General features: G+C 53.4%; 22 protein-coding genes. 7 read left to right on the top strand and 15 right to left on the bottom strand.

The features are described from left to right. Positions 1-37 precede the first annotated feature (37 nt). Complete coding sequence (gene grpE, locus BS300_RS07430) at positions 38-613, bottom strand: nucleotide exchange factor GrpE (protein ID WP_033113489.1); 576 nt, start codon at positions 611-613, stop codon at positions 38-40. Between the two features lie 314 nt (positions 614-927). On the opposite strand from grpE, the gene nadK reads away from it, so the two are divergent. Then, positions 928-1,812: an NAD(+) kinase gene (gene nadK, locus BS300_RS07435; protein WP_041208339.1), complete on the top strand. Its 885-nt coding sequence runs from the start codon at positions 928-930 to the stop codon at positions 1,810-1,812. On the opposite strand, the gene BS300_RS07440 is transcribed toward nadK, so the two are convergent. Next, positions 1,809-2,750, bottom strand: coding sequence for a LysR substrate-binding domain-containing protein (locus BS300_RS07440; RefSeq protein ID WP_041208338.1), 942 nt, complete (start codon positions 2,748-2,750; stop codon positions 1,809-1,811). The two genes, nadK and BS300_RS07440, sit on opposite strands and share 4 nt — an antisense overlap. A 162-nt stretch (positions 2,751-2,912) precedes the next feature. Between BS300_RS07440 and BS300_RS07445 the strand changes: the two genes are divergently transcribed. The 6 genes from BS300_RS07445 to BS300_RS07470 all read left to right on the top strand — a co-directional run bounded on the left by BS300_RS07445 (position 2,913) and on the right by BS300_RS07470 (position 11,881). Next, positions 2,913-4,226 carry a 6-phospho-beta-glucosidase gene (locus BS300_RS07445; RefSeq protein WP_071911839.1) on the top strand — a complete coding sequence of 438 codons (1,314 nt, stop codon included), beginning with the start codon at positions 2,913-2,915 and terminating at the stop codon, positions 4,224-4,226. A gap of 140 nt (positions 4,227-4,366) precedes the next feature. Next, positions 4,367-6,031: a DNA repair protein RecN gene (gene recN / locus BS300_RS07450; protein ID WP_071911842.1), complete on the top strand. Its 1,665-nt coding sequence runs from the start codon at positions 4,367-4,369 to the stop codon at positions 6,029-6,031. A 287-nt stretch (positions 6,032-6,318) separates the two neighbouring features. After that, positions 6,319-7,209 carry a manganese-dependent inorganic pyrophosphatase gene (locus BS300_RS07455; RefSeq protein ID WP_071911844.1) on the top strand — a complete coding sequence of 297 codons (891 nt, stop codon included), beginning with the start codon at positions 6,319-6,321 and terminating at the stop codon, positions 7,207-7,209. Positions 7,210-7,414: 205 nt separating this feature from the next. Continuing rightward, on the top strand, positions 7,415-8,578 hold the full coding sequence (locus tag BS300_RS07460; protein ID WP_071911846.1) for an efflux RND transporter periplasmic adaptor subunit: 1,164 nt from the start codon (positions 7,415-7,417) through the stop codon (positions 8,576-8,578). After that, positions 8,575-10,518 carry a MacB family efflux pump subunit gene (locus BS300_RS07465; RefSeq protein WP_071911848.1) on the top strand — a complete coding sequence of 648 codons (1,944 nt, stop codon included), beginning with the start codon at positions 8,575-8,577 and terminating at the stop codon, positions 10,516-10,518. Before BS300_RS07460 ends, BS300_RS07465 begins: the two co-directional genes overlap by 4 nt. Position 10,519: 1 nt before the next feature. Next, on the top strand, positions 10,520-11,881 hold the full coding sequence (locus tag BS300_RS07470; protein ID WP_071911850.1) for an efflux transporter outer membrane subunit: 1,362 nt from the start codon (positions 10,520-10,522) through the stop codon (positions 11,879-11,881). Between the two features lie 396 nt (positions 11,882-12,277). On the opposite strand, the gene BS300_RS07475 is transcribed toward BS300_RS07470, so the two are convergent. The 13 genes from BS300_RS07475 to BS300_RS07535 form a co-directional block, all read right to left on the bottom strand. Further along, positions 12,278-12,688, bottom strand: coding sequence for an H-NS family nucleoid-associated regulatory protein (locus BS300_RS07475; protein WP_071911852.1), 411 nt, complete (start codon positions 12,686-12,688; stop codon positions 12,278-12,280). A gap of 543 nt (positions 12,689-13,231) precedes the next feature. Beyond that, entirely contained in the window at positions 13,232-14,956 is a 1,725-nt protein-coding gene (locus BS300_RS07480; RefSeq protein WP_143241742.1) for a Wzy polymerase domain-containing protein, read from the bottom strand. A 118-nt stretch (positions 14,957-15,074) separates the two neighbouring features. Further along, positions 15,075-16,133 carry a Wzz/FepE/Etk N-terminal domain-containing protein gene (locus tag BS300_RS07485; protein ID WP_083593422.1) on the bottom strand — a complete coding sequence of 353 codons (1,059 nt, stop codon included), beginning with the start codon at positions 16,131-16,133 and terminating at the stop codon, positions 15,075-15,077. A gap of 48 nt (positions 16,134-16,181) precedes the next feature. Beyond that, positions 16,182-16,721, bottom strand: a complete 540-nt coding sequence (rfbC, locus tag BS300_RS07490) for a dTDP-4-dehydrorhamnose 3,5-epimerase (protein ID WP_071911856.1) — start codon at positions 16,719-16,721, stop codon at positions 16,182-16,184. 94 nt (positions 16,722-16,815) lie between these two features. Then, positions 16,816-17,703, bottom strand: coding sequence for a glucose-1-phosphate thymidylyltransferase RfbA (gene rfbA, locus BS300_RS07495; RefSeq protein ID WP_071911858.1), 888 nt, complete (start codon positions 17,701-17,703; stop codon positions 16,816-16,818). Positions 17,704-17,815: 112 nt separating this feature from the next. Then, positions 17,816-18,703 carry a dTDP-4-dehydrorhamnose reductase gene (gene rfbD, locus BS300_RS07500; protein WP_071911860.1) on the bottom strand — a complete coding sequence of 296 codons (888 nt, stop codon included), beginning with the start codon at positions 18,701-18,703 and terminating at the stop codon, positions 17,816-17,818. Further along, the gene (gene rfbB, locus BS300_RS07505; RefSeq protein ID WP_071911973.1) at positions 18,703-19,809 is read right to left on the bottom strand and encodes a dTDP-glucose 4,6-dehydratase; all 1,107 of its coding nucleotides are present in this window, start codon (positions 19,807-19,809) and stop codon (positions 18,703-18,705) included. The genes rfbD and rfbB overlap by 1 nt, the downstream gene beginning before the upstream one ends. Positions 19,810-20,013: 204 nt before the next feature. After that, a complete protein-coding gene (locus BS300_RS07510; RefSeq protein WP_071911862.1) occupies positions 20,014-21,975 on the bottom strand; it encodes a nucleoside-diphosphate sugar epimerase/dehydratase in 1,962 nt (653 codons plus the stop codon). Positions 21,976-22,034: 59 nt separating this feature from the next. Beyond that, complete coding sequence (locus tag BS300_RS07515; RefSeq protein WP_143241733.1) at positions 22,035-22,592, bottom strand: sugar transferase; 558 nt, start codon at positions 22,590-22,592, stop codon at positions 22,035-22,037. Positions 22,593-22,594: 2 nt separating this feature from the next. Continuing rightward, positions 22,595-23,566 carry an SDR family oxidoreductase gene (locus BS300_RS07520; RefSeq protein ID WP_071911864.1) on the bottom strand — a complete coding sequence of 324 codons (972 nt, stop codon included), beginning with the start codon at positions 23,564-23,566 and terminating at the stop codon, positions 22,595-22,597. Further along, complete coding sequence (locus tag BS300_RS07525) at positions 23,563-24,774, bottom strand: glycosyltransferase family 4 protein (protein ID WP_071911866.1); 1,212 nt, start codon at positions 24,772-24,774, stop codon at positions 23,563-23,565. Before BS300_RS07525 ends, BS300_RS07520 begins: the two co-directional genes overlap by 4 nt. Continuing rightward, a complete protein-coding gene (gene wecB, locus BS300_RS07530; protein WP_071911868.1) occupies positions 24,771-25,904 on the bottom strand; it encodes a UDP-N-acetylglucosamine 2-epimerase (non-hydrolyzing) in 1,134 nt (377 codons plus the stop codon). The genes BS300_RS07525 and wecB overlap by 4 nt, the downstream gene beginning before the upstream one ends. Further along, positions 25,904-26,773, bottom strand: a complete 870-nt coding sequence (locus BS300_RS07535) for an SDR family oxidoreductase (RefSeq protein ID WP_071911869.1) — start codon at positions 26,771-26,773, stop codon at positions 25,904-25,906. The genes wecB and BS300_RS07535 overlap by 1 nt, the downstream gene beginning before the upstream one ends. Positions 26,774-26,775 lie beyond the last annotated feature (2 nt).

Raw genomic sequence — 26,775 nt, forward strand, 5'->3', positions numbered from 1 at the left:
GCCCGCCAAGCGGCGGGCCTGGGCATCAAGTGCCGACTCAGTCGGCGGCCTTGGATACCATGACCATGGCCGGACGGATCACGCGACCGTTCAGCTCATAGCCCTTCTGCATCACGGCGATCACGGTGTTCGGCGCCACATCGGCACTCGGCACCATGCTCATCGCCTGATGGGCATTCGGGTCAAACGGCTGGTTGGTCGGATCCAGCGCAACCAGACCGAACTTGGCCACACCGCTCTGCATGGATTTGAGGGTCAGCTCGACACCTTCCACCATCGGCTTGAGGGCGTCGTTCTCCTTGTCGGCGAGCTCGATGGCGCGCTCCAGGTTGTCCAGCACCGGCAGCAGCTCGGCGGCGAACTTCTCCAGCGCGAACTTGTGCGCCTTCTCCACGTCCAGCTCGGTACGACGACGCAGATTCTCCATTTCGGCAGCGGTACGCAGGGCGCGTTCGCGCTCTTCCGCCGCCTTCTGGATGGCGGTCTCCAGCTGCTCTTCCAGTTCGGCGATACGGGCCTGCTCGGCTGTCACTTCACTGTCTACATCGGTCGGCTCGACTGGCTGGGCTTCCACTTGCTCCATCGCTTCAACCTTTTGCTCTTCGTGGTTCATGACATCTCCAGATTCCGGGGTTACTTACGAGGGCCTTGACGTCTGGCTGAGCGACCAGTGACATCAGACCGACTATGTTGGCGCTATTATGGGGATGGATCCCTGTCTTTCAAGGGGAAAAAGGGCAATCCGGGTCACGCAAACAGGACTATTGGCACTTTCCTTGCCGCATCTCTGGCGATCCAGCTCATCTTTTAACCAGCGGCGTCAAGGAGATAGCCCTCCCCCTCTGCAAGGGAAGCGCGCGGGAGGACGTCACAAGCGTGACAAACCGCTGTATACTGCCCCCAATACTCACCCAGACCCGACAGACTATGGATTCTCCGTTCAAAACCATCGCCCTGATTGGCAAGCCTCACCACGAGGGAGCCAACCAGACGCTGACCGGCCTGCATCAATACCTGACCTCACGCGGTTTCCGGGTACTGGTGGAGAGCCGGGTTGCCCAGACCCTGAGCATCCTCGATGAAAACGTCATGGATCTGGTTCAGCTCGGCCAGCAGGCCGATCTGGCCATCGTAGTCGGCGGTGACGGCAACATGCTGGGGGCGGCGCGGGTGCTGTCGCGCTTCGATGTGGCGGTGATCGGGGTCAACCGGGGCAACCTCGGCTTTCTGACCGATCTCTCGCCGCAGGATTACCTGCTGCCGCTGGAGCAGGTGCTCTCCGGCCACTACAAGAGCGAACACCGCTTCCTGCTGGAAGCCTCGGTCTATCGCCACGGCGAGCGCAAGTCGAGCAATCTGGCGGTCAACGAAGCGGTGCTGCACCCGGGCAAGATCGCCCACATGATCGAGTTCGAGGTCTATATCGATGGCAGCTTTATGTATAGCCAGCGCTCGGACGGCATCATTGTCGCCACACCGACCGGCTCAACTGCCTACTCCCTGTCGGCAGGTGGGGCCATCCTCACCCCCAAGCTCAACGCCATCACGCTGGTGCCCATGTTCCCGCATACCCTCAGCAGTCGCCCCATCGTACTCGATGCCGACAGCGAAGTGCGGCTGCTGGTCTCGCCGGACAATCAGGACGATGCCATGCAGGTGAGTTGTGACGGTCAGGTGACCCTGGCGGTCCACCCGGGGGACGAGATCCTCATCAAGAAGAGCCACCACCAGCTCCATCTGGTTCATCCCCTCGACTACAGCTACTTCCACGTACTGCGCAACAAGCTCGGCTGGGGCAGCAAGCTGTTTTAAGCTGCCGGATCAGGCTGCGCAGCAGTGCTCTGACTGAGTGCCACCTCGCTGCGAAGCCAGTCGCTGAAGGCGCGAAAACGCGGCCGCTCGCGGTTCTCCCGCGGCGAGATCAACTCGTAGTTGCGCCCGGCCGCCACCGCCGGGCCACCAACTGCCACCAGCGAGCCCTGTTCCAGCAAGCTGCGAACCAGCACCTCCCGCCCCATCGCGACCCCCATCCCCCCTTGTGCAGCCTGCAGAGCCATCTGATAGTGATTGAAACCATAGTGGCGCTGTTCATGGGGTAGTGTCATGCCAGCGCCATCACACCAGAGCCGCCACTCCGAGAAGAGTTGCTGCACATCGGTCGATTCAGAGGCATGGATAAAACAGGCCTCCGCCAACCGGGCCGGCTCTCTCAGCAACCCCAGTCGCTCGGCATAGGCGGGGGAGCAGACAGGCACCAGGCGCTCCTCCATCAACAGCTCACGGTGCAGATCACTGCAGCGGGTGGCACCGTAGTAGATGGCCAGATCTACCCGCTCCTCGTTGAAATCCACCGCCCCGGCACGAACCCGCATCATCACATTCAACCCGGGCCAGCGCTGCTGGAAGCGCGGTAATCTGGGCATCAGCCAGTTGAGCCCCAGCGTCGGCGCAACCCCCACATGGAGTGTGCCGCGCAGATCCTGAGCACGGATATCTTCAATCTCCTCATTGATCTGACGCAAGGAGTGGCTCAGGGTCGCCAGCAGTCGTGCCCCCTCTTCCGTCAATGCGAGCTTACGGGTCAGGCGAATAAAGAGGCGAAACCCCAATAACCCCTCCAGATGGCGAATACGGTGACTGATGGCCCCTTGGGTGAGGTTCATCTCCTCAGCAGCGCGGGTGAAGCTGAGGTGACGGGCCGTGCTCTCGAAGGTGTGCAGCAGGGCAAGGGTGTTCTGTTGAACCAGCATGGATAACCTCGTGATGACGCGCGTTTCGGTGCAGGCCATCAGTATGCCATTTCCCCTCATGCATGAAACAGGCTAATCCATGCTGCCCCATATTTCGTTTGTCGGCCCGCCCTAGCCCCTCTTTAATAGGGTCCAACCCTATCCCTGCTAATGAGGTGGACAATGAAAAACGGACTCAAGATTGTGGTCATCGGTGCCGGCTCCAGCTACACACCGGAGCTGATCGAGGGATTAATCCAGCGCCAGCACGAGTTGCCGCTGCGCGAACTCTGGCTGGTCGATATCGACGATGGCCACGAAAAGATGGAAATCATCGCAGCCCTCACCCGCCGTATGCTGGCCAAAGCCGGACTGGGGGTACGGGTGGAAACAAGGCTGGATCGGGAAGAAGCGCTGCGCGGGGCCGACTACGTCTGCTCCCAGTTTCGTGCCGGGTGCCTGGAGGCCCGTATTAGCGATGAGCGGATCTCATTGAAATATGGCCTGATTGGACAAGAGACCAACGGACTTGGCGGCTTTGCCAACGCGTGCCGAACCATCCCCATCGCCTTGCAGATCGCCGCCGACATGGAGCGCCTCTGCCCCGATGCCTGGTTGCTCAACTTCACCAATCCGTCAGGCATGGTGACCGAAGCCGTCTTGCGCCACAGCAAGATCAAGGCGGTGGGCTTGTGCAATGTGCCGGTGATCATGCAAAAAGGGGTCGCTACCCTGCTGGAGAGCCACGATGAGCAGGAGTTCATCATGCAGGTGGCCGGACTCAACCACTTTATCTTCGTGCGCCAGATCCAGCATCAAGGCAAGGATAAACTCGGCGAAGTGATTGCCCGACTCGCACAAGGACACGATCCACTGGTTCCACGCAATATTCCCCCCTTTGTCTGGCCCAAGGATCTGCTGACCCATCTGGGCATGATCCCTTGTGCCTATCTGCGTTACTACTACATGAGCGACGATATCCTCAAGCAGGAACTCGGTGAGGCCAGTGGCGAAGGAACCCGGGGCGAAGTGGTCAAGGCCATCGAACAGCAGCTGTTCGATCTCTATCGCAACCCGGATCTCGCAGAGAAACCGAAAGCACTGGAGGGGCGAGGTGGCCAATATTATTCCGAAGCGGCTTGCGAACTGATGAGTGCTATCCACAACGACAAGCGCATCATCATGCACGTCAACACCCGCAACAATGGTGCCATCAACGGCCTGCCGGACGAATGTGCCGTGGAAGTTAGCTCCCTCATCAGCAAGTCGGGCCCGCTGCCGCTCAACGTGGCGCCTTTCCCGCAAGATACCCTGCGCCTGCTGCAATTAATGAAGGAGTTCGAACAGCTCACCATCGAGGCAGCCATCACCGGCAACCGCCATACAGCCTGGCGCGCGCTGGTGCTCAACCCCCTCATCACCAGCGGCAGCAAGCTGGAACAGGCTCTGGACGAGGTGATCGCAGCCCATCCGGATCTGATGTCAGCTTTTCACTGACGCTCACCTTGTTGTGCTCCCGAAGGCCACCAATCTGGTGGCCTGCATTCGTTAAAAATGACGGAGCCCTCTTTACTGTATATAAGACCAGTATATACTGGATACATACACAGTAATGTTGACCTATACAGGATGAGACCATGCTGACCCAGCTGACCGTCAACAACTTCGCCATCGTCAAGTTTCTCGAACTCGATCTGCAACCGGGCATGACCTGCATCACAGGGGAAACCGGTGCCGGTAAATCCATCGCCATCGACGCTCTCGGTCTCTGTCTGGGTGAGCGGGCCGAAGCCGGCATGGTGCGCCCCGATAGTGACAAAAGCGAGGTCAGCGCCCGCTTCCTGCTCGACAACAACCCGGCCGCCCGTGCCTGGCTCGCGACCAACGAGCTGGAGAACGAAGGTGAGTGCATCGTGCGGCGAGTCATCTCTGCCGAGGGGCGTTCGCGCAGCTATATCAATGGCGTGCCCGTCCCCCTCACCCAGCTCAAGAATCTGGGCCAGCTGCTGGTCAACGTCCACGGTCAGCATGCCCACCAGATGCTGCTCAAACCCGACTACCAGCTCGCCCTGCTCGACGGCTACGCCGGCCACCATCTGCTGCTCGACGAGGTGCGCCAGCACTATCAGCAGTGGCGCCAGCTGCAAAACGAACTTAACCGGCTCAAGGCCGAGCAGCAACAGCGGGAGGCCCGTCGCCAGCTTATCGAGTATCAGGTGCAGGAGCTGGACGAATTTGCCCTGCAGCCGGGCGAGTTTGAAGAGATAGAAGAGGAGCACCAGCGTCTCGCCAACGGCACCGAACTGATGCAGGAGTGCGGCTTCTGCCTCGATCTGCTCTACGACAACGAAGAGACCACCATCGCCGGTCTGCTGCAGACAGCCGTCGACCGGGCCGAGGGGCTGGTCAGCATGGACAGCCGACTCACTCCGGTGCTGGAGATGCTCAACGAAGCCCTGATTGGGGTGCAGGAGAGCCACAGCGAACTGCGCAGCTATCTGGATCGTCTGGAGCTGGATCCCGAACGTTTCAACGAGCTGGAGGCCCGGCTCTCCAAAGCCATCAATCTGGCCCGCAAGCACCATGTCAAACCGGCAGATCTGGCTCAGTACCATCAGGAGCTGGCCTCTGACCTTGCTCGCCTCAACTCCGATGAGGAGCGGTTAGAGGGGATGGAAGATGAGCTGGCCGAGGCCCGTCAGGCTTTTGTCCAAGCCGCCGAAGCCCTGAGTCAGAGCCGTCAGCGTTACGCCCAGGAGCTGGGCGCCAAAGTGACCAGCAGCATGCACGAACTGGCGATGCCCGATGGTCGCTTTGCCATCGAGGTGCGCCCCGATGCCCAGAGCAGCCTCTCTCCGCTGGGTATAGATCGGGTCGAATTTATGGTCACCACCAACCCGGGTCAGCCTATCCAGCCGCTTGGCAAGGTAGCTTCGGGCGGTGAACTGTCGCGTATCAGCCTTGCCATCGTGGTGATCAGCGCTCGCAAGGTCTCCACTCCGACCCTGATTTTCGATGAAGTGGATGTAGGGATCAGCGGCCCGACCGCCGCCGTGGTGGGTCGCCTGCTACGTCAGCTTGGCGAGTCGACTCAGGTGATGGTGGTCACTCACTTGCCGCAGGTGGCGGGCAATGGCCACCAGCACATGGTGGTGAGCAAGCACACCGACGGCAAGACCACCGAAACCCGGATGGATGCGCTCGATCAGAGCGCTCGGCTCAACGAACTGGCTCGCCTGCTGGGAGGGGATCAGATCACCGACATTACCCTGGCCAACGCCCGCGAGCTGCTGCACCATTAATTCCCTGGCCAGCCTGATGGCAACATAACCACCGGCTGGCTCTGGCTCTGGCTCTGGCTCTGGCTCTGGCTCTGGCTCTGGCTCTGGCTCTGGAAAAGCATCCTGAGTCAGTAGGGCAAATGCACCCCCAGCCATTTGTCAGAGCGGTGAGATCACCGACCCAGATCAATAAAATGGTGGATTTGGCCAAGCAGGCAGCAACATCTGCCGGGATCGGGTTGCCTTGACGAGGGGGATTTCGCATAGTGTTGCCCCCTTTATGGGTATCCAACTGTGAGGCTTTGTCTATGATCCACGTTTTTGGCCACAAGAATCCCGACAGTGACAGTATCTGCAGCGCTCTGGTGATCGCTGACTGGCTCAATGCACAAGGCCGTCAGGCCACCCCATGGCGCCTTGGCGATCTGCGTACCGAAACCCGCTTCATTCTGGAACAGGCTGGCATCGCCGAACCTGAGCTGCTGACTCAGGATCTGACCGATAAAGATGTCTGGCTGGTCGACTTCAGTGATTTGGAGCAGGGCCCCGCCACCCTCTCCCAGGCCAATGTACTGGGTCTGGTGGATCACCACCGCCTCGGCTCCCTGATCACCCAGTCTCCGCTGGATGCCTGGATCCGTGCCGTCGGCTGCACCTGCACCATCGCTTTTGACCTGCTGAGCCAGCAAGGTACCGTGACCCGCAGCCAGGCTCGCCTGATGCTGGGTGCCATCATGAGCGACACCCTCTGTCTCACCTCGCCGACCACCACCGAGCAGGACAAGATCGCCTGCGAGCGTCTTGCGCCGCTGGCCGAGGTGTCGCTGGCCGAGTTTGGTCAACAGCTGCTGATGGCAAAAACCGATCTGAGCGGTCTCACTCCTGCGCAGTTGCTGCAGCAGGATGAGAAAGCATTCCAAGCCGAAGGTCTGAACTTCATCATGAGCCAGATTGAAGTGGGCAGCGAACAACAGCTTGCCGACCAGATCGACACTCTGCAGCAAGAGATGGCACACCGTGTTGAAGGCGAAGGGCTCGACTTCTTCGTCCTGATGGTGACCGACCTGACCGCCGCAGCCAGCCGCATCTACTTTACCCGCCACGCCAAAGTACCGGCAGAGTCCAGCTACCACCCCGGCTTTGTCAGCCGCAAGAAGCAGGGTCTGCCCTGGGTGATGGAGTTGCTGGCCAAGGCTTAAGCACGCCTATCACCAAGCCTCAGCAAAAGCCCCGCCTCTGTGCGGGGCTTTTTTATTTCACCACCGCTCGAGTCGAGACTAGCCCCCCAATTGACAGGTAACACCATAACTTTGCTTACATATTTTCGGCTGTTATTTGCCATGGCTTTGCTGCACGATTGTCGCCCTATAACCCTTTCGTGTTCTGATTTCATTCAGGTGTTCAATGAAAATAAGCTCCAAGCTGAGAACCCGAGCGATCTTCACTCTGCTCGGGCTGGCACTGATCGGCTGGCTGGTATGGCCAAGCGATCCTCCCAAAGCGATCCTCAAAGCGCCGGTTACCCGGGAAGATATTGCCCAAACCGTGCTGGCCAGCGGCGTGCTGCAAGCCGTTGAACAGGTTGATGTCGGTGCTCAGGTTTCCGGCCAGGTCACCAAGCTGGCGGTCGAGGCAGGCGATCGGGTCAAGAAGGGGGATTTGCTGGCGGAGATTGATCCGCTCATCGCCCAGAACAACCTGAAAACCGCCGAGGCCGAGCTTGCCAGCAACCGCGCCCAGCTCAAGATCAAGCAGGCTCAGCTCAAGCAGTATCAGCTGGCATGGCAGCGCCAGTCACAGATGTTCAGGCAGGAGGCGAGTTCGCGCGCCGATCTGGAGAGCGCCGAAGCGCAGCTGGCCGTCACCCGTGCTGACCTGCAAAGCAGTCAGGCCAACATCGACAACGCCATCATCAAAGTGGAGCGGGCCAAAACCGAGCTCGGCTACACCAAGATCCTGGCGCCGATGGATGGCACCGTGATTACTATTGTCACCCGCCAGGGCCAGACACTGGCAGCGAGCCAGACGGTACCAACCGTGCTCAAGCTGGCCGACCTCGATACCATGACGGTCAAGGCGCAGATCTCCGAAGCGGATGTCACCAAGGTGAAGGCGGGGATGCCGGTCTACTTCACCCTGATTGGCGATCCGGACACCCGCTATCAGGGGAAATTGCGCGCCGTGGAGTTAGCGCCTACCAACATCAACGATCAGGCTGCAACCGGTACCACTACCAGCAATGCAGCCGTCTACTACTACGCCCTGTTCGATGTGCCAAATCCAGACCATACCCTGCGGGTGGCAATGACCACCCAGGTGACCATAGTGCTCGGTGAGCGCAAGCAGGTACTCACTGTACCGCAAACTGCCCTCGGCAAGTCGCTGGGAGAGAACGAGTATGAAGTCACCGTGCTCAAGGACGATGAGACGACCGAAACCCGCCATATCAAGACCGGCATGAAAGATGAAATCCGGATCGAAGTCGTGAGCGGTCTGGACGAAAAAGAGCAGGTGCAGCTCAATCACGGCGCACCTGCCGCTCAGGATGATGTGGCGGTCATGCTATGAGTGAGCCCCTGATCCAGCTAAAAGGGATCGAGCGGCGCTACCAGAGCGGCGAGCAGGAGGTGACCGTCCTCCATCCCCTCGATCTGGTTATCGAAGCCGGGGAGATGATCGCCATCGTTGGCGCCTCCGGCTCCGGCAAATCGACCCTGATGAACCTGCTGGGCTGCCTCGATCGCCCCAGCGGTGGCCAGTATCTGTTCCGGGGAGAGGATACCGCGACGCTCGATGCGCTGGCGCTCGCCCGCCTTCGCTGCCACCACTTCGGCTTTATCTTCCAGCGCTATCACCTGCTGCCCCATCTCGATGCGGCCGCCAACGTCGAGATCCCAGCCATCTATGCCGGTACCGGTCGCCATGACCGACAAGCACGGGCACGTCAGCTGCTCGGTCGCCTCGGGCTCGCCGAGCGCAGTCACCATACGCCGGGACAACTCTCCGGCGGCCAGCAGCAACGGGTCAGTATTGCCCGGGCACTGGCCAATGGTGGCGAGGTGATCCTGGCGGACGAACCAACCGGCGCGCTGGACAGCCAGAGCGGCAAGGAGGTGATGGCTATCCTCAAAGAGCTCCATCAGCAGGGGCACACCATCATTCTGGTGACCCACGACATGGAGGTGGCCAGCCACGCCGACCGGATCATCACTCTCAAAGATGGTCGGGTGCAGGAAGATAGCGGACGCAAGGTCGCTGCCAACCAACCTGTCCTCAACGTGCCGCCAGCCGCTGGCGGAGGGGCCAGCTACGACTGGGATCGCTATCGGGAGGCGGGGCGAATGGCAGTTCACGCCATGCTGGCCCACCGGATGCGCACCTTCCTCACTATGCTCGGCATCATCATCGGTATCGCCGCCGTGGTGAGCGTAGTGGCGCTGGGGCAAGGAGCGAGAACCAAGGTGATCGACCAGATCAATGCGATGGGCACCAACACTATCGAGATATTCCCGGGCAAAGGGTGGGGTGATGAGAAGATGGCGAGCATCCAGACCCTCAACAAGGGGGATCTCGATGCCCTGCTGGGGCAGCCCTATCTGGCCGGCGCCAGTCCCGAGATTGCCAGCCCGGGCCAGCTGCGTTACCGCAACAAGACCAGCAGTGGCAGCGTGACCGGAGTGAGCAATGACTACTTCAAGGTGAAAGGAATGACGCTGGTGAGCGGACGCCTGCTCGAATGGCAAGATATCCAGCAGCGTGCTGCCGTCGCCGTGGTGGACAAGAAGAGCATTGGCAGCCTGCTTGGCAAGGATGATCCCGTTGGCAAAGTGGTGATGGTCGGCACGCTGCCGGTGCGCATCATCGGGGTTGTCTCGCAGGAGACAGGTTTTGGCCCCTCCAGCCAGTCGGTCAATGTCTGGCTCCCCTACAGTGCGGTGATGAGCCGCCTGATTTCGCAGCATCACTTCAGCCAGCTCACCATCCGGGTCAAGGATGGCATACAGCCGGCACTGGCGGAGCAGGCGGTAATCGAGCTGTTGACCAAACGCCACGGCGTGAAGGACTTCTTCACCTTCAGCAGCGACAGCATCATCAAGTCAGTGGAGAAAACGACCGCCACCATGACCCTGATGGTCTCGGCCATCGCGCTGATCTCGCTGATCGTCGGCGGCGTCGGGGTAATGAACATCATGCTGGTGTCGGTGGTGGAGCGAACCCGCGAGATCGGCATCCGCATGGCGGTCGGTGCCCGTCAGTCCGACATATTGCAGCAATTCCTGATAGAAGCAGTGATGGTAAGTCTGCTCGGCGGGATTTGCGGGGTTGGCCTCTCCCTCGGGATCGGCATGCTCTTCTCCCTGCTGGTCGACAGCATCAAGATGCAGTTCTCGCTCTTCTCTATCCTGATGGCCTTTGGCTGCTCGTCACTCATCGGGATCCTCTTTGGTTATCTGCCTGCGCGCAACGCGGCAAGACTCGACCCCGTGGTCGCTCTGGCGAGGGAATAACATGTACAAATTATCCTGGCTGGCCCTCTGTATCGCCGTTGGTGGCTGCAGCCAGCAGAGCACCTATCACCGGCAAGATCTCGCCATCGCACCCGTCTGGCAGCAGGCGAACAGCGAACAGCTTGCCACCCAGGCAGGCCCCTGGTGGCAAGCCTTTCACGACCCGCAGCTCAACCAGCTGGTCGAGGCGGTGCTGGCCGCCAACCCGGACATGCGCATTGCCGCCCTCAAGCTCAAGAGCGCCCGGCTGGGTGCTGATCAGGCCGATACCAATCTTACCCCCTCGGTCAATGGCAGCCTGGGCGCGAGTAGCAACAAGGATCTGAAGAGCGGTAAATCAACCAGCAGTATGGGGCCATCACTTGGCCTGAGCTATGAAGTGGATCTGTGGGGCAAGCTTGCATCGGCGCGGGATCAGGCAAGCTGGGAAGCGGCCGCCAGCGAGCAGGATCTGGCCAGCACTCGTCTGCTGCTGATCGGCAATAGCCTTGAGCAATATTGGCAGCTTGGCTATCTCGCCTCGGCCATTACCTTGAGCGAGCAACAGCTGGCCAACCTGGCCCGCACCGAGCAGCTGACCCAGGCCAAATACAAGGCCGGCGCCATCACTCGACTCGATCTGGCACAGGCCCGCCAGCAGCAAGCAGGCAAACAGGCTGAGCTCGCCTCCCTCAAGGCGCAGCAGGAGCAGGCCCGTAATGCCTTGCGCCTGCTGCTTGGCCGCAGCCACGGACAGCTGGAGTATGCACCGACTTCGCTGACAACCCGGCCCATTCCTGAACTTGCAGTCGGCATTCCAGCCGATCTGCTGGCTCGTCGCCCCGATGTGAAAGCAGCGGAACTGCGGCTGCGCAAAACCCTGGCCAGAGGGGATGAGATCCGCACCGGTTTTTATCCGAGCCTCACCCTGACCGGCAGTGCCAGCACAGCCTCGGACAGACTGGCGCAGGTGCTGCAAAACCCGGTCGGCTCTCTGGGGGCAACCCTTGCCCTCCCCTTCCTTGAGTACAACCACACCCGTCTTGCTATTGCGAGCTCACAAGTTGATTACCAGATTGCCGAAACCGAGTTTCGCAAGCAGCTCTATACCGCACTGGTCGAGGTGGAAGACAATCTGGCAGCACGAAGCTACGGCCAACAGCGGCTCAGCTACCTGCAGGAACAACTCGGGTATGCCAAAGAGTCTGAGCGATTGGCCAAGGCGCGCTTTGAAGCTGGGGCTACCGGAGTTCAGGCCTGGCTCGACGAGCAGAACCGCCTGTGGGATGCCGAGCAGAGCCTGCTGGCTCAGCAGAAGGAACAGCTCAACACTACAGCGAAAATCTATCGTGCCATCGGCGGCAGCGATAACCTGACCCAATAATCAACATGCCCCACCTCGTGAAAACGGGTGGGGCCTTGTAGATTTCTCCCATCTTCTTCTCTCTTTTTACTTCCCCCTCCAACGCTCCCCCTTGTCTAGAAATATGCAGGATGAGAGATAACGCTTGGTGCAGTTTTGTTTCTGTTGTCATATCCCTTCCCATCATTTTTCATGCAAAGACATACTCGGTACACACCCCTTGTCGGGATCGAGCCACGCACTACCTGCATTTACCGCAGTTCATAAAATGCTAGAGATAAGGTGTTTACGGAGAACCAGTTCACAAAGAGGGAAGAAAAATAGTGGTGAGCGGATTGAATAATCCAATGAGAATATGCAGCAGAAAAAAATAATGCCGCACAGAGGCGGCATTATCGAATATCCAAACTGACAAAATCAGATCAGGAAATCGCTCAGGTCTTTGCCCAACGCTACCTGAGCAGCAATGGCTTTCGGCATACGGCCTTGACCGGTCCAGGTTTTTTCCTGACCATCTTCTTCGTACTTGTATTTAGCCGGACGCGGAGCACGCTTGCTCTTGGCAGCACCAGTCGCAGCAGCCGGAGCAGCGGCACTAGCCAGCAGCTCACGAGGATCAATACCAGCCTGCTGCAGCATTTCGGTGAATTCGCTCAGCTTGCGCTGACGCTCTTCCTGCTCGGCACGCTCCTGCTCAACAGAATCAGCGCGCTCTTGATAAACCAGATCAAACTTCTCTTTAGCTTCCAGCAATTGCTCAAACGGCAGCTCGCGAATAGCCGCACGCAGACTACGAATGTTCAGCAGAACTTTCAGAAACTCGTTCATTATTTCCTCACAAAAATCGGTCACAGAGATAACGGTTTTAGAATAGCATGGACAATTCAAGACAACATACAGTTTTTATTTACTTCAAGCTTTTTATTAGCAGTTAAGTTAGTGGTGGTTGTCTGTGTTCGAAAAAGAGAACACAGACATAGATGAAAAACGCTTATGCCAGGCTGCCGTTTTGAAAAAACAAGGCTAAATAAACGACAGAGATAGTCTCATAATTACCACATGGTGCCAATGAACCCACTCAGAATCGGCCAGGTCTATGTTTGATAATCATGAGAGATATCTCAGTAAAAAGCACAGCACAGCGCAACACAATCCACTATATCAAATCAGGAGAGTAGGTCTGCAAACTCAGCGGTTAATGATATACCCCTTCCCCAATTAAGCCCTCGAAGAAATTGCCGTCAAACAATTGGCTTATCCATATAAATCATCATGTTATGATATCCTGATAGCTGGTTCTTGATTTCTACAGCGGCAAAGGTAGTAACCAATAGGAAAGGCAGCACTTTAAGAACTGGCTTTCCCGTGAGATTACTGTCTCTTGGCTTCCTTTGCTGCACTATTGGCTCGCTGATCAACGCTATTGATCACTGAGGTGGCTATAGAGCCTGTCAATAAAGGCTCGGTTGGGTATAGCACCAACGCCTCACGACGCAGTGCATTGGCCTCCTCAATCCGCCCCAGTGCATTAAGAGCTATGACCATATTGGCGTATATATTGGCTCTTGGCGTATGGCGAACAAACTCTTTACCCCAATCAAGATAAGCTTCAAGTTCAGCTTTGTTATGGGTCTGCAAACCAACCATAAGACGAACCGAGTTCACATCGAACTCGACTCTGGTCAACCATGCCATTGGATTAACTATATCCAGCAACAAGGTCGGTTCCTTATAGCCACCTCGCTCATATTTGGTAACTACCCAGGCGGTATGGATCGCAGTCAGCATAAAAGGAACCACGACCAAAGGGATCGCAATTGCCATAAAACGTAATAACAACCAAGGGCGATACTCAAATTCCCACCATGTGGTACGCCCATCATTGGTAAGGGCGGCTTCTTCAACCTCAGCATCAATGAAGTAAATAAGCGTCAGAAGCAGCCACCACAATGCGATAGCATGATAGAGAGGATATTCTGTCTGGGTATGCAACAAGATAGGGGTAACCAGCGCCAACAACGCCATTCCATGACTCAATCTAGTCTTACTCAGCCGCCACAATAGTGCGCCTCCCATGATCACCATTCCGACCATAGGGGCAATGCCACCTTCAACAGCCCAGTAGAGAAATTCATTGTGTGGATGATCCAGGTTGTATTCAATCTGAACCATACTAGGATTCAGCGCTTTATCCGCCATATAGTGATGCAGAAATACAGACTCAAAACTGCCATACCCCCACCCTGTCCAGGGTGCCTGCAAAATCAGCTTTATCGCATATGGCCAATAAATGGAACGCATGCCACCAGACTGGTAGATCTCCAGCCCACGCTTGGCTCCTGCCATCCAGTATTGTGATAGCAGGCCAATCACTACCGCCGATATAATCAGAGCCAATACGCGCCAGAGCAATTGGTGACGATACAGTTGCGGCCACAATAAAAACAGGGCTAAAAGGCCACCTAATTGGCCCACTCGGGATTGTAAAACAACCAGTAACAGTGCCGCAGATAGAATGACGCCATAGCGCAGAGTCATCAGCAAGCGACTCCCCTCGCTACGTAATTCCAGCCAGATAGCAAGGGCAACCCCTGTTGCCATAAAGGTTGCCATCACATTTGGCTGCTGGAATATCCCATATGGGCGATTGACCTTGGTGTCATAGCCAATCCAGTTACCTGGCGTCAATAGATAGAATTGCACCATACCAATCACAGCCTCTATTGCGATTGCAATCAGGACGAGATAGAGCAATCGGTCACGCTGCAACCGATTAAATCGCCATTGGTAGAGACCGAACAAAAACAGCAGACCAGCAAAAAGCCCCAGCAATCTGGGAATGGCAAAATCCTTAAGTTCAAACCCTAAATAGAGCATAGGGAGCAACAGTAAGAAAGCACCTATCCATAAACCTGCTTGCAAAGGAGAAAAGGCCAGACGCTGGCGTAGCGTCACTTGCCACAATCCCAGCCCAATAGCGAACGAGGCAAATACCCATCCCCATGCGTTAAATGGCAGATACAGCGCTGCACCTCCCGGATTGTGCATAAAAAAGTGCATACCCAGCAGCCAGTAGAGCACACATAAAACCATCATGATTCGTGTTAACGTCACAGCCCAGCTCCTTAGGCCAACCCAACATTGAAAGGACACCGAAGATATCAATAAAAAGAAAGGGGGCAAATTGCCCCCTCCACTCAGTCAACCACTCACATTATGCCGCTTCTGGCCGACGAAAAGCATGGCGTACCAGCACAATTGCGACCCCAAGCATACCACCGAGAAGGGTTGCCAATACCACTATCAATGGACGTTTGGGTTTATCACGGCTTAGTGGCTCTTCTGGAGCATCAAGATACGAGAAGGGTCTGAAGCTAATATCATCCATTTTGACAAGCTTGAGACGATCAATCTTCACCTGAAGCTCGGTTAATTTAGGTTGATATGTGGTCAGATCTAGAGTTTTGAGCACCTTCAGTTTTTCTTCCAACCCTTTAGTGCCTAAAGTGGGTGCAAAGCGATCATCGTTATTATAGTTAGTCAGTGGTTGCTCAACGCCAGCAGCTTTGGCAATTGATATAGTCAGAGCCAGATTATCAATATCATTTTTTAACGCACGTTCGGCATCTTCTTTGATTAATTGCAAGCTAGTGCTCAAAATAGAAATATCAGCTGACTGTTTTTCCTTCAGTTTACTGACTATTTCGTGCTGTTGCTTTGAAATAATGAATTGAATATAGGTTTCCAGCAACGTTAATGCCTGACTTGAATTTTCTGCACTGCTCGTAATGATAATCCCGGGTCTTTCCCCCTTTCTATCCACGGCCTCAGCAGTGATTAACTCGGCCCACTTACGTAACCACAGGCGTTGTTCACGCGAATCCAACTGAGCCGACTGGACTTGTTCTTGGAAGAAGGAACTGCTCTTCAAAAAATCGCGACGATTCTCATAAGAGTTGAACTCACGAACGAACTCATCATACAACTCCTGTCCACTGGGAAAACCGCTTATCCCAAATAGTGTAGCTTGGTTGGCCATTCGTGATAGAGGACGCAGATCTTCGCTACGCGGCTCAAAGATCACCGCCTTGGCCGACCAAACTTGTGGCGACAATAGAGCGTAGGCAATACCCCCCATAGCAAACACGCCAGTCACCAACAATATCAGAACTTTTTGACGCCACAGCACCAGCACCAACTCTCGCAGATCTATCTCATCTGATGTCGGTACTTGTACCCACGGCTCAGGAATGATTGGCGTTTTTTTGCTCATTTCTCTCTCTTCATTATTAATGTTAAAAATTTTACAACAGGAATACCATTAAGGGGCACCAACAAAAAAAGGTGCTTGGCGGTCTTTATCCGATAGCAATAAAGGCCACTGTTCAGATAGTGGCCATTTGATCGCCAGGTTAGGGCTATCCCATCGAATAGCAGCTTCATCACCGGGATGATAATAATCACTACATCTGTAAAAAACATCAGCTCTATCGCTGACCACATAAAAACCATGCGCAAAACCGGGGGGAACCCAGATAAGCTCACCAAGTTCTGCATTTAATAGACAACCCAACCATTGCCCGTACGTTGGTGACGCAGGCCGAATATCGACCACCACATCAAAAATGGTTCCGCTGATGACCTGCACCAGCTTGCCCTGTGGTCTGCTGCATTGGTAATGCAAGCCACGTAACGTGCCCCCGACCGAGCGGCTCAGATTGTCTTGCACCAGCGGATAATGACCACAGTGCTTTTCAAACTCATCTTGACGAAAACACTCACGAAATTGACCACGATGATCCGAAAAAGTCGTAGGCGTAAGGATCATCACCCCCGCTAGCGATGTTGCACGATATTGCATTGATAACCCCATGCGAAAAGAACCAGATGACCACTTGCTTACAGTTTGACTTCTTCGACCGAACGTCCCCTTAAGCTCGAAAATCCCACCTGACTCACACATCAGGCTGCGCGGCAAGTAACCTTAGCAGGTATTGACAATATTCATTTTTTGCCAACGGGATAGCAAGTGCGCGCAACTGCTCGGCATTGATAAACCCCTTGCGAAAGGCAATCTCTTCCGGACACGCAACCTTTAATCCCTGACGCCTTTCGATGGTCTGAATAAAGTTACTCGCTTCAAGCAGGGCTTCATGGGTTCCGGTATCGAGCCAGGCATAGCCGCGCCCCATTATGGCGACTGTCAATTGCTCTGTAGCAAGGTAATGATTACTGATATCAGTTATTTCCAGCTCACCACGAGGCGATGGCTTCAGGCTCTTGGCAATCTCTACCACGCTGTTGTCGTAGAAATAGAGGCCGGTGACCGCATAGTTGCTCTTGGGCTCCAGTGGCTTCTCTTCCAGAGAGATAGCGGTACCCTCTTTATCAAATTCCACCACCCCATAACGCTCGGGGTCATGCACGTGGTAGGCAAAGACGGTAGCGCCACTCTCTTTGGCTGCCGCCGCTTCAAGCTGTTTCTGCAGGTCGTGACCGTAGAAGATGTTGTCGCCCAACACCAGCGCACAGGGGTCTGAACCGATGAACTCTTCACCCAGAATAAAGGCCTGAGCCAATCCGTCCGGACTTGGCTGCACCTTGTATTGCAAGTTCAGGCCCCACTGGTTGCCATCACCCAGCAGTTGCTCAAAACGGGGGGTATCTTGCGGCGTGCTGATGATCAAGATATCGCGAATACCCGCCAGCATCAGAGTGCTAAGCGGGTAGTAGATCATCGGCTTGTCATAGATGGGCAGCAGCTGCTTGCTCACCGCCATGGTCACCGGATAGAGACGGGAGCCTGAGCCACCGGCCAGAATAATGCCTTTACGTTTGGTCATGATGCTTGTTTCTTATTTTTAAATTGCAAAAGAAAAGGGTGGCTAGTGGCCACACCTTTCTGTTTTATCCCTGCCAGCCAGGGAGGTGTTCAACACATCCCTGACCAGTGATTTATTTGCCCAGGATCTCGGTTAACATCCGCTCTACACCGACGGTCCAGTCCGGCAGCACCAGATCGAAGGTACGCTGGAATTTGCTGGTATCAAGGCGGGAGTTATGGGGGCGTTTGGCCGGGGTCGGAAAGGCACTGGTCGGCACAGCGTTGAGTTGCGTGACAGCCAGTTCAACCCCGGCTTCTCTGGCTTTGGCAAACACCAGCTGGGCGTAGTCAAACCAGGTGGTGGTACCGGAGGCAATCAGATGGTACAGCCCGGCGACCTCGGGTTTGCACTGCGCCACGCGGATCGCATGAGCGGTACAATCGGCCAGCAACTCGGCGCCAGTCGGGGCGCCGAACTGGTCATTGATGACTGACATCTCGTTACGCTCTTTGCAAAAACGCAGCATCGTCTTGGCAAAGTTGGCACCACGGGCGGCGTAGACCCAGCTGGTGCGGAAGATCAGGTGACGGGAGCAAATAGCGGCGCCTTGCTCACCCGCCAACTTGGTTTCGCCATAGACGTTGAGCGGTGCCGTTGCATCGGTTTCCACCCAGGGGCGCTCGCCGCTACCATCGAACACATAGTCGGTGGAGTAATGCACCAACCAGGCACCCAATGCTTCCGCTTCTTTGGCTATCGCTGCCACGCTGGTTGCGTTGAGCAGCTCGGCAAACTCCCGCTCGCTCTCTGCTTTGTCCACTGCGGTATGGGCCGCTGCGTTGACAATCACATCCGGCTTGACCAGACGTACCGTTTCGGCCACCCCTGCCGGGTTACTTAAATCGCCGCAATAGTCGGTGGAGTCAAAATCAACGGCCGTGATGCGCCCGAGCGGCGCCAGTGCGCGCTGCAGCTCCCAGCCTACCTGGCCGTTTTTGCCAAACAGCAGAATATACATCAGGCACGCTCCCCATCGTTCTGTTCAATCGCGGAATAGTGCTGCTCAATCCAGGATTGGTAGGCACCGCTCTTCACGTTGCTGACCCACAGCTGGTTATCCAGATACCACTGCACGGTTTTGCGAATGCCCGACTCGAACGTTTCTTGCGGTTGCCAAGCAAGCTCACTGCTCATCTTGGTCGCATCGATCGCATAGCGGCGATCGTGACCGGGACGATCCGCCACATAGGTGATTTGCTCACGATAAGAGCCCGCTTTTGGCACCATCTCGTCCAGCAGATCGCAGATGGTGTGTACCACCTCCAGATTCTGCTTCTCGTTGTGACCGCCGATGTTGTAGGTCTCCCCGACCAAGCCAGTAGTCACCACCTTGTAGAGCGCGCGCGCATGATCTTCTACATAGAGCCAGTCACGGATCTGGTCGCCCTTGCCATAGACCGGCAGCGGCTTGCCATCCAGTGCATTGAGGATCACCAGCGGGATCAGCTTCTCGGGGAAGTGATAAGGGCCGTAGTTGTTGGAACAGTTGGTGACGATGGTCGGCAGGCCGTAAGTACGGCGCCAGGCGCGTACCAGATGGTCGCTGGAAGCCTTGGAGGCAGAATAGGGGCTGCTGGGGGCGTAAGGAGTGGTTTCGGTAAAGAGCGGCAGTGGCTCACCGGCAGCCACTTCATCCGGATGGGGCAGATCCCCATACACCTCATCGGTGGAGATATGGTGGAAACGGAAGGCCGCCTTGCGTACCTCGTCCAGACCGTTCCAATAGGCACGTGCCGCTTCCAGCAACATATAGGTGCCAACGATATTGGTCTCGATAAAGTCAGCCGAGCCTGTGATGGAGCGGTCAACATGACTCTCGGCGGCCAGATGCATCACGGCATCCGGCTGGTGCAGGGTAAACACCCTATCCAGCTCGGCACGGCTGCAGATATCGACCTGCTCAAACACATAACGCTCGCTTGTCGATACATCGGCCAAGGATTCCAGATTGCCGGCATAGGTGAGTTTATCGAGATTGATAACGGCATCCTGGGTATCACGGATGATATGGCGCACCACGGCAGAGCCGATAAAGCCTGCGCCACCGGTAACGAGAATTTTCAACATATTCAAGCTAGCATTTCTGCGATATAAGGCTGACTGACAAGACATGCTTAAAGGCTACACCCTGACAGAACATTGCCCCTGATGAGGACAGAGGATTGCTTCGGCCCAAACAAGCTATTGATCCTCAACATGTTGTCCCTCTGTCCATCTATCAGTTCCATCATTCACACAAGCACTGTGCATTACATAAAGTACGCCGTTTTAATGCATAGGCTGATGACTCTCTGAATTAAGAAAATCAATATCCTCGACCACACTAAGGCTCGGTTCATGAGGCAAAGTATTTTTTGCCTGCCACACCAGATCGCAGATCCCGTCGGTAGGATTAAAACCCGTCGGCATACTTAACAGCAGGCTACGGATCTGCTCATGATCAAAACGGAAACACGCGCTATCGAGCTCGGTCAAAAACGCCCGCAGTTGTGGCCATGGCAACATCGACTCCGATGCTTTCATGATCCGGGGATGGGCAGTGCCCTCAACCTGCTCACCAATTAGCAGCTCTTCAAACAGCTTCTCACCGGGGCGCAAGCCGGTTATCTTAACCTCAATATCACCAGTAGGGTATTTGTCGCTCTTGAGCTTTAGGCCACTCAAACGGATCATACGGTGCGCCAAATCAATGATCTTGACCGGCTCCCCCATGTCCAACACAAACACATCCCCCCCCTGCCCCATGGCCCCCGCCTGGATCACCAATTGCGATGCCTCAGGAATGGTCATGAAATAACGAATGATGTCAGGGTGGGTCAAGGTCAATGGGCCACCATCGCGGATCTGCTTGCGAAACAACGGTACAACAGAACCCGAAGAGCCCAAGACATTACCAAAACGCACCATGCAAAAACGGGTTTGCTGCTGCGCGGCAGCCAACGATTGCAATACCAATTCGGCCAATCGCTTGGTGGTGCCCATGGTGTTAGTGGGCCGTACCGCCTTATCAGTTGAAATCAGCACAAAGGTTTCAACCTTGGCCCTGATAGCTGCCTGTGCACAATAAAGGGTGCCAAAAACATTATTGCGCACACCCTCAACCACGTTATATTCAACCAACGGGACATGTTTGTAAGCAGCTGCATGGTAAACCGTCTGGATTTGGAAGGTACTCATAACCGCTTGCAAGCGATGCTGCCGCTGCACCGACCCCAGCAATGGCAATATCTCAACCTGCAACCCTTCCTGCCTGCTGATTTCTTGCAGTTCTTTATCAATGGCATATAGACCATATTCAGAAAGCTCAAACAACACCAGTTGCGCGGGTTTGCAACGGATTATCTGGCGACATAACTCAGAGCCGATTGAGCCACCAGCGCCCGTCACCATTACCCGTTTGCCAGATATATTGGCATTGATCAGTTCAGGGATCGGGGCAACAGCATCACGCCCCAACAAATCCTCAATACTGACTTCTTTAAGCTCATCGATATGAGCATTCCCCTCAACCAAGTCTGCCATACCAGGGATAGAGAGAACCTCACATGGGCATTGCTCCAATCGATTGATCACTGCTTGCCTGACACTACGCGAAGCACTCGGCATAGCCAGCAAGATTTTTTTAATATCAAAACGCTCAATCAACGCCTCAATAGCATCAGTGCTGTAAACGTTCACCCCTTGGATCACGGTCTTAACCAATGCGGAATCATCGTCGACAAACGCCACTGGCAGGTACTCCTGCCCTTGATTCAACGCAAGTTGCAACTGCCGACCGGAAGAACCTGCACCATAAATCAGCACAGCCACTCGTTGCTGACCGGAGCGTTGCACTAATGCACGGAAAAACAGCCGCACCCCACCGATCAACAACACCGAAAAAGCAAAATAGATAACAGACACAGTACGAGGAAGTGGAACCCCCATAAAAAATGCCAGCATAACCAACGACATCGTGGAAAGAAGAGCACCAAGCGACACAGTCCACAACACCTTGAAACCGACATAACGTAATACAGCGCGATACAGCCCTAACCGTATAAAGATCACGATAGTGATCGGTAGTAACAACGCCAGCATTTGCCAGTGCAGCAGACTCTGCAATGGAATATTGTCATCAAGGCGAACCCAATAACCACCCCAGAATGCCAAAGTTAGCAATAGCAGATCAGCACAGATGCTAATGGCCCGTTTATAAACACGGGGGATAGCCAAGAAAGAGGTCAACATAATGGAACCATCTCGTTAACAGCGGTAAGTAAGATTAGGTGAAGCAACTAGTTATAATATTATTTCGGTCCAACCGCATCGCCTGCACCGCTACCAGTTGCCGTCATGATGATATAACGAAAGTAGCTAGTTAAGGTGAGGCTATCGATCATCTGCCGATCTGTTTTGGCAAGCAATGCAGGGGTCGACATATCGATATTTTGTACCTGCGCCAAGCCTGTAATCCCGGGTAAAACTTCATAAACGCCTAGGGCATCACGCTCTTTAATCAGCTCCTCCTGATTAAAGAGGTTAGGTCTCGGCCCAACCAAGCTCATCTCACCTTTAAGTACATTGATCAGTTGTGGAAGTTCATCAATTTTAGTCTTGCGTAGAAAGGCACCTAACTTGGTGATCGAACTTGTGCTCGCCAAGTGGCTTGCCACCGACTGGGTATCGACCGACATAGTGCGAAACTTAATCAGCTTGAAAGGCTTTTTGTGTTTACCAACTCGGGTTTGCACAAAAATTGGCGAACCAGTGTCAAACTGGCCAATAATAATGACGATAAGCAAAATGGGCCACAACAGCACCAAACCAAAAAAAGCTGCGAAAAAATCCAACAACCGGATCAACATAGTTATTCTTCCTCAATAAAACAGCGCTGGATACCTTCTGCTACTGATATAGGTGGTTGCCAACCCAACGTATGTTTGGTGTGACTAATATCTACCTGAAGATTACCACACAGTCTCTCTATCACAGCCTGTTTTCCAGTCATGCGCCCCAAGAACTGCAGCCAACTCATCGGCACCGGTAATAACCGTGGCGGTTTACCCGCTGCACGCGTCATCATCTCAAGCAATTTGGTTGTTGAAATATCGTCATCATCACTGACTAAAAAGGTTTGATTCGCCGCATGTGGATGACGGATACAGGTGATGATCAAATGAACCAGATTAGCCAGCGCTACCATGCTGCGTTGGTTATTGATAGCTCCCAATGGCAATGGAAGATTTTTTTTTGCAATAGTCAGCAATGAAGAAAAATTACCTTTAACACCAGGCCCATAAACTAGTGGTGGACGAATGATAACCAGCTCCATTCCTGAGCTGGCCACCAATTGTCGTAACCCATCTTCTGCCGCTTGCTTTGATCGCCCGTAGGCATCCTCAGGGGCTGCAACACAATCATGCGTAAAAGGCTGGTTATAAATCGTCGATTCGCCATTCACTTTAATAGAACTGATAAAGATAAAACGCTTCACGCCCGCAGTAATTGCCTGGCGCGCCAATTGCAATGTGCCATCTACATTAATATCCCGATAAATATCTACCCCATTATCCTCTAAATTATTCATCATATGCGCTTGTGCTGCACAATGAATGACCAGTTCAACATCAACCAAGGCGGTGCCATAATCCACCGCAGCGCTAATCTCCCCCATCACATGGCCAATCATTTGAGCACTGGTATCGGCAGCACGGTTAGCGTTCATTCCAACGGGTGCATGACGACCATAAGTACGTACTGTTACATCAGGTTGCAGCATTAATTGCTTCAATACTGCATTACCCACAAAGCCGGTGGCACCGGTTAGCAATATTGTCATTTTTTTGACTCTAAAAATGTATTAATTATCTGTTGAGCCGCAACCTTAACTGAAAAGTTAGCTGTAAGAACAGCATAACCACGCATCCCCATTTCAACACGCAACGTTTTGTCATTTAAAAGATTAATTGCTGCCGTTAACAACGCATCATCCTCACCATTAATATATGCCCATCCAGCACCTTGGCCATTAATGAAATCAATCACATCATTACCTTGATTCACACTACCAAGAATAGGCAAAGACTGAAGCATATAACCAAGTAACTTCCCTGGAAAGTTATGCGCTTTATGCGTTTTAGCTAATGAAAACAAACCAACATCAACCTGCGTCAAGACTTCCTTATATGCATCTTGGTTAATTGAAGGGAGCAGTGTTAGGTTGTGAAGGTTTTCAACAGTTATAGCCTGCTTGACCAATTCGAATTCATCGCCTTGTCCAATAAACAAAAAATGGGCACTTGAGTATGGCACCATATTTTTTACTAAACGCAATAAATTACGCATATCTTGAGCGTGACCAATGTTACCGCCATAAAAAAATATGACTTTGTCATTTAAATTATATGTCTTCCGGATGTCTATAAGCTGTGACGAAAAACTGGCAGGATTAATATCAGCCCAGTTCCTTAGCACTTGTAGATTATTGTATTGGGAATGCAGAGTTCTAAAATAATCAACATTAGCAGGAGACATTAAACCAATGCAATCTGATGCATTGTAATTGAGTTTTTCAAAAAAATGGAAATATGAAGCGATTGGCGATTTAGCAGAAATCAACCCTTCATCTATTACCCATTGTGGGAACATGTCCCGCAACACTAAATAATTAAATGTCTTCACATTACGTTTAAGCCAATGCATTAGTGGGCCAAAAAAAATAGTTGGCGAATAATTAACACATAGTTCGAATGAATATATAACCTTTGCATCCTTAATTGCTAAGAAAGCACTGAGAGATAGCAATGTTTCACTTATAGCTCTTTTAACCTTGCCCTGTCCCCGCATAGGCGGGTTACGAAAACGCCATATTTCTATACCATCTAAATAATCGACCTGAAGGCGCTTGGTTTGTTTGCCATGACTGGGCGTAATTATCACCGGATCATGGCCAAGCCTTTTAAACTCTAATGCCAGTTCATGGAACATTTTGGCATGCACTAAAGTGCTATCGGGTAAATAATCATCTGGGAACAGGGCTATCTTCACAGCGACTTTCTCCACACCACTCGATTAACATAATCGGTGTAGCTTAAAATGGTGCGCAGCACTTTTTCTGATACATTCGGAGCAATGTAATCTTGTACCTTATTGATCAAACGCGTTGCACCACGCGGTTGTTGCTCCAAAACTTCAATCGCTTGCAGGATCCGCTCAACACTCATGCCGGTGAACATCACCGCCCCTTCTTCGAACCCTTCTGGGCGCTCTTGTGCTTCCCGAATATTGACGGCAGGGAAGTTCAAGATGGATGACTCTTCCGTAATGGTACCGCTATCGCTTAGAACTACCTTGGCATCCATTTGCAGGCGCACATAATCACTAAAACCAAGTGGCTTTAACAAATTAACTAAAGGGTGGAAAGTTAAATTCAATGCTTCAATTTTTTTGCGGGTACGTGGATGGGTTGAAACAATAATCGGATACTGATATTTCTCTGCAAGCTCATTTAATACTCTCACATAACTGTGAATATTTTTATCGGAATCCACATTTTCTTCACGGTGCACGCTCACCAAAAAGTATTTCCCCTTAGTGAGTGAAAAACGAGATACCACATTAGCAGCGTGTATTTTACCCTGATAAAATTCCAGCACCTCATCCATCGGGCTGCCGGTTTTAACGATCAAATCAGGCTTGATGCCTTCGCTTAACAGATATTCACGTGCAATATCGCTGTAGGGCATATTTACATCAGAAATGTGATCGACAATTTTACGGTTAATCTCTTCCGGCACCCGCAAATCAAAACAGCGGTTGCCTGCTTCCATATGAAAAATCGGGATTTTTCTACGCTTGGCCGAAATGGCGGCCAATGCACTGTTGGTATCGCCCAAAATAAGGAGAGCGTCCGGCTTTAACTCAGCAAAAACATTATCTGACTTGCTGATCACTTGCGCCATGGTTTCGGCGGCGTTGCCACCGGCACACTCTAAAAACACATCTGGAGCCCGAATACCTAAATCATCAAAAAATATTTGATTGAGCTCATAATCATAATTCTGACCAGTATGCACCAAGGTATGATCACAAAACTCATCCAGCTTGGCGATAGTACGCGATAACCGAATGATTTCTGGGCGCGTACCAACAATGGTCATCACTTTTAGCTTTTGCATTACACATACCTTGTCAAATAATCGTTATGCATAAATTCAATCAACTCACGCCAACTGGGCACAGTCAAATCCAGCGCTTGGCGCAAGCGGCTAGAATCGAGCGAACGATTAATCACCAGTTGGGTTGACTCATTAATCTCAATATCTTTGCCATAAATGTCGGCCACCAACGAGATTAAACTGTGCTTATTAATCGGTTCGACAGACAGATGGTACAACCCGCAAATCTCAGGCTTGTTCAGAATGTTGTCTGCCAGTAGTTTGGCGATATAACAAGTAGGCATCCCAGAAAACACAGCCTTAGAAAAACCATTCACAGCACCGGATTGGCTTAAAAACCAATCAATCAAGCTAACAGCTGAATCCAGCTCATGCCCAATGATCGAGGTACGTAAGGTTAGGTGGCGGCCATAGTTAACCTCACCTAGGCACTTAGATTTTCCATACAGATCCGTTGCAGTCGGCAAGTCAGCTTCCTGATACATGCCTTGCTTGCCATCAAACACACAGTCAGTCGAAAAATGGATTAACCGTGCATCATATTGGTCACACAAAGCAGCCAACCGATGTGGTAGTAGTGCATTAATTTCAATCGCAGCCACATGCTGCTTGGCAATATCGTGCTGTTTAATCAAGCCAATACAATTGATCACCACCTCTGGCTTGGTAGTGAGAATTGCTTGTTCAATGCTGGCAATATCGGTGACATCAATACCTTGCAACAGTTGCTTTTGGTACTGCGCAAAAAAGGCCGCCTTGCCGGTTAAGCTGCGCACTGTACCCGTGACGTTCAATGCTGGGTTGTCAGCCAAATTGCTAAACAGGCTGTAACCCAACATGCCGGTGGCACCCAAGATTAACACATTCACCG

Origin of the sequence: Aeromonas sp. SCS5, assembly GCF_001887375.1 — a bacterium.
Taxonomy (GTDB): Bacteria; Pseudomonadota; Gammaproteobacteria; order Enterobacterales; family Aeromonadaceae; genus Aeromonas; species Aeromonas jandaei.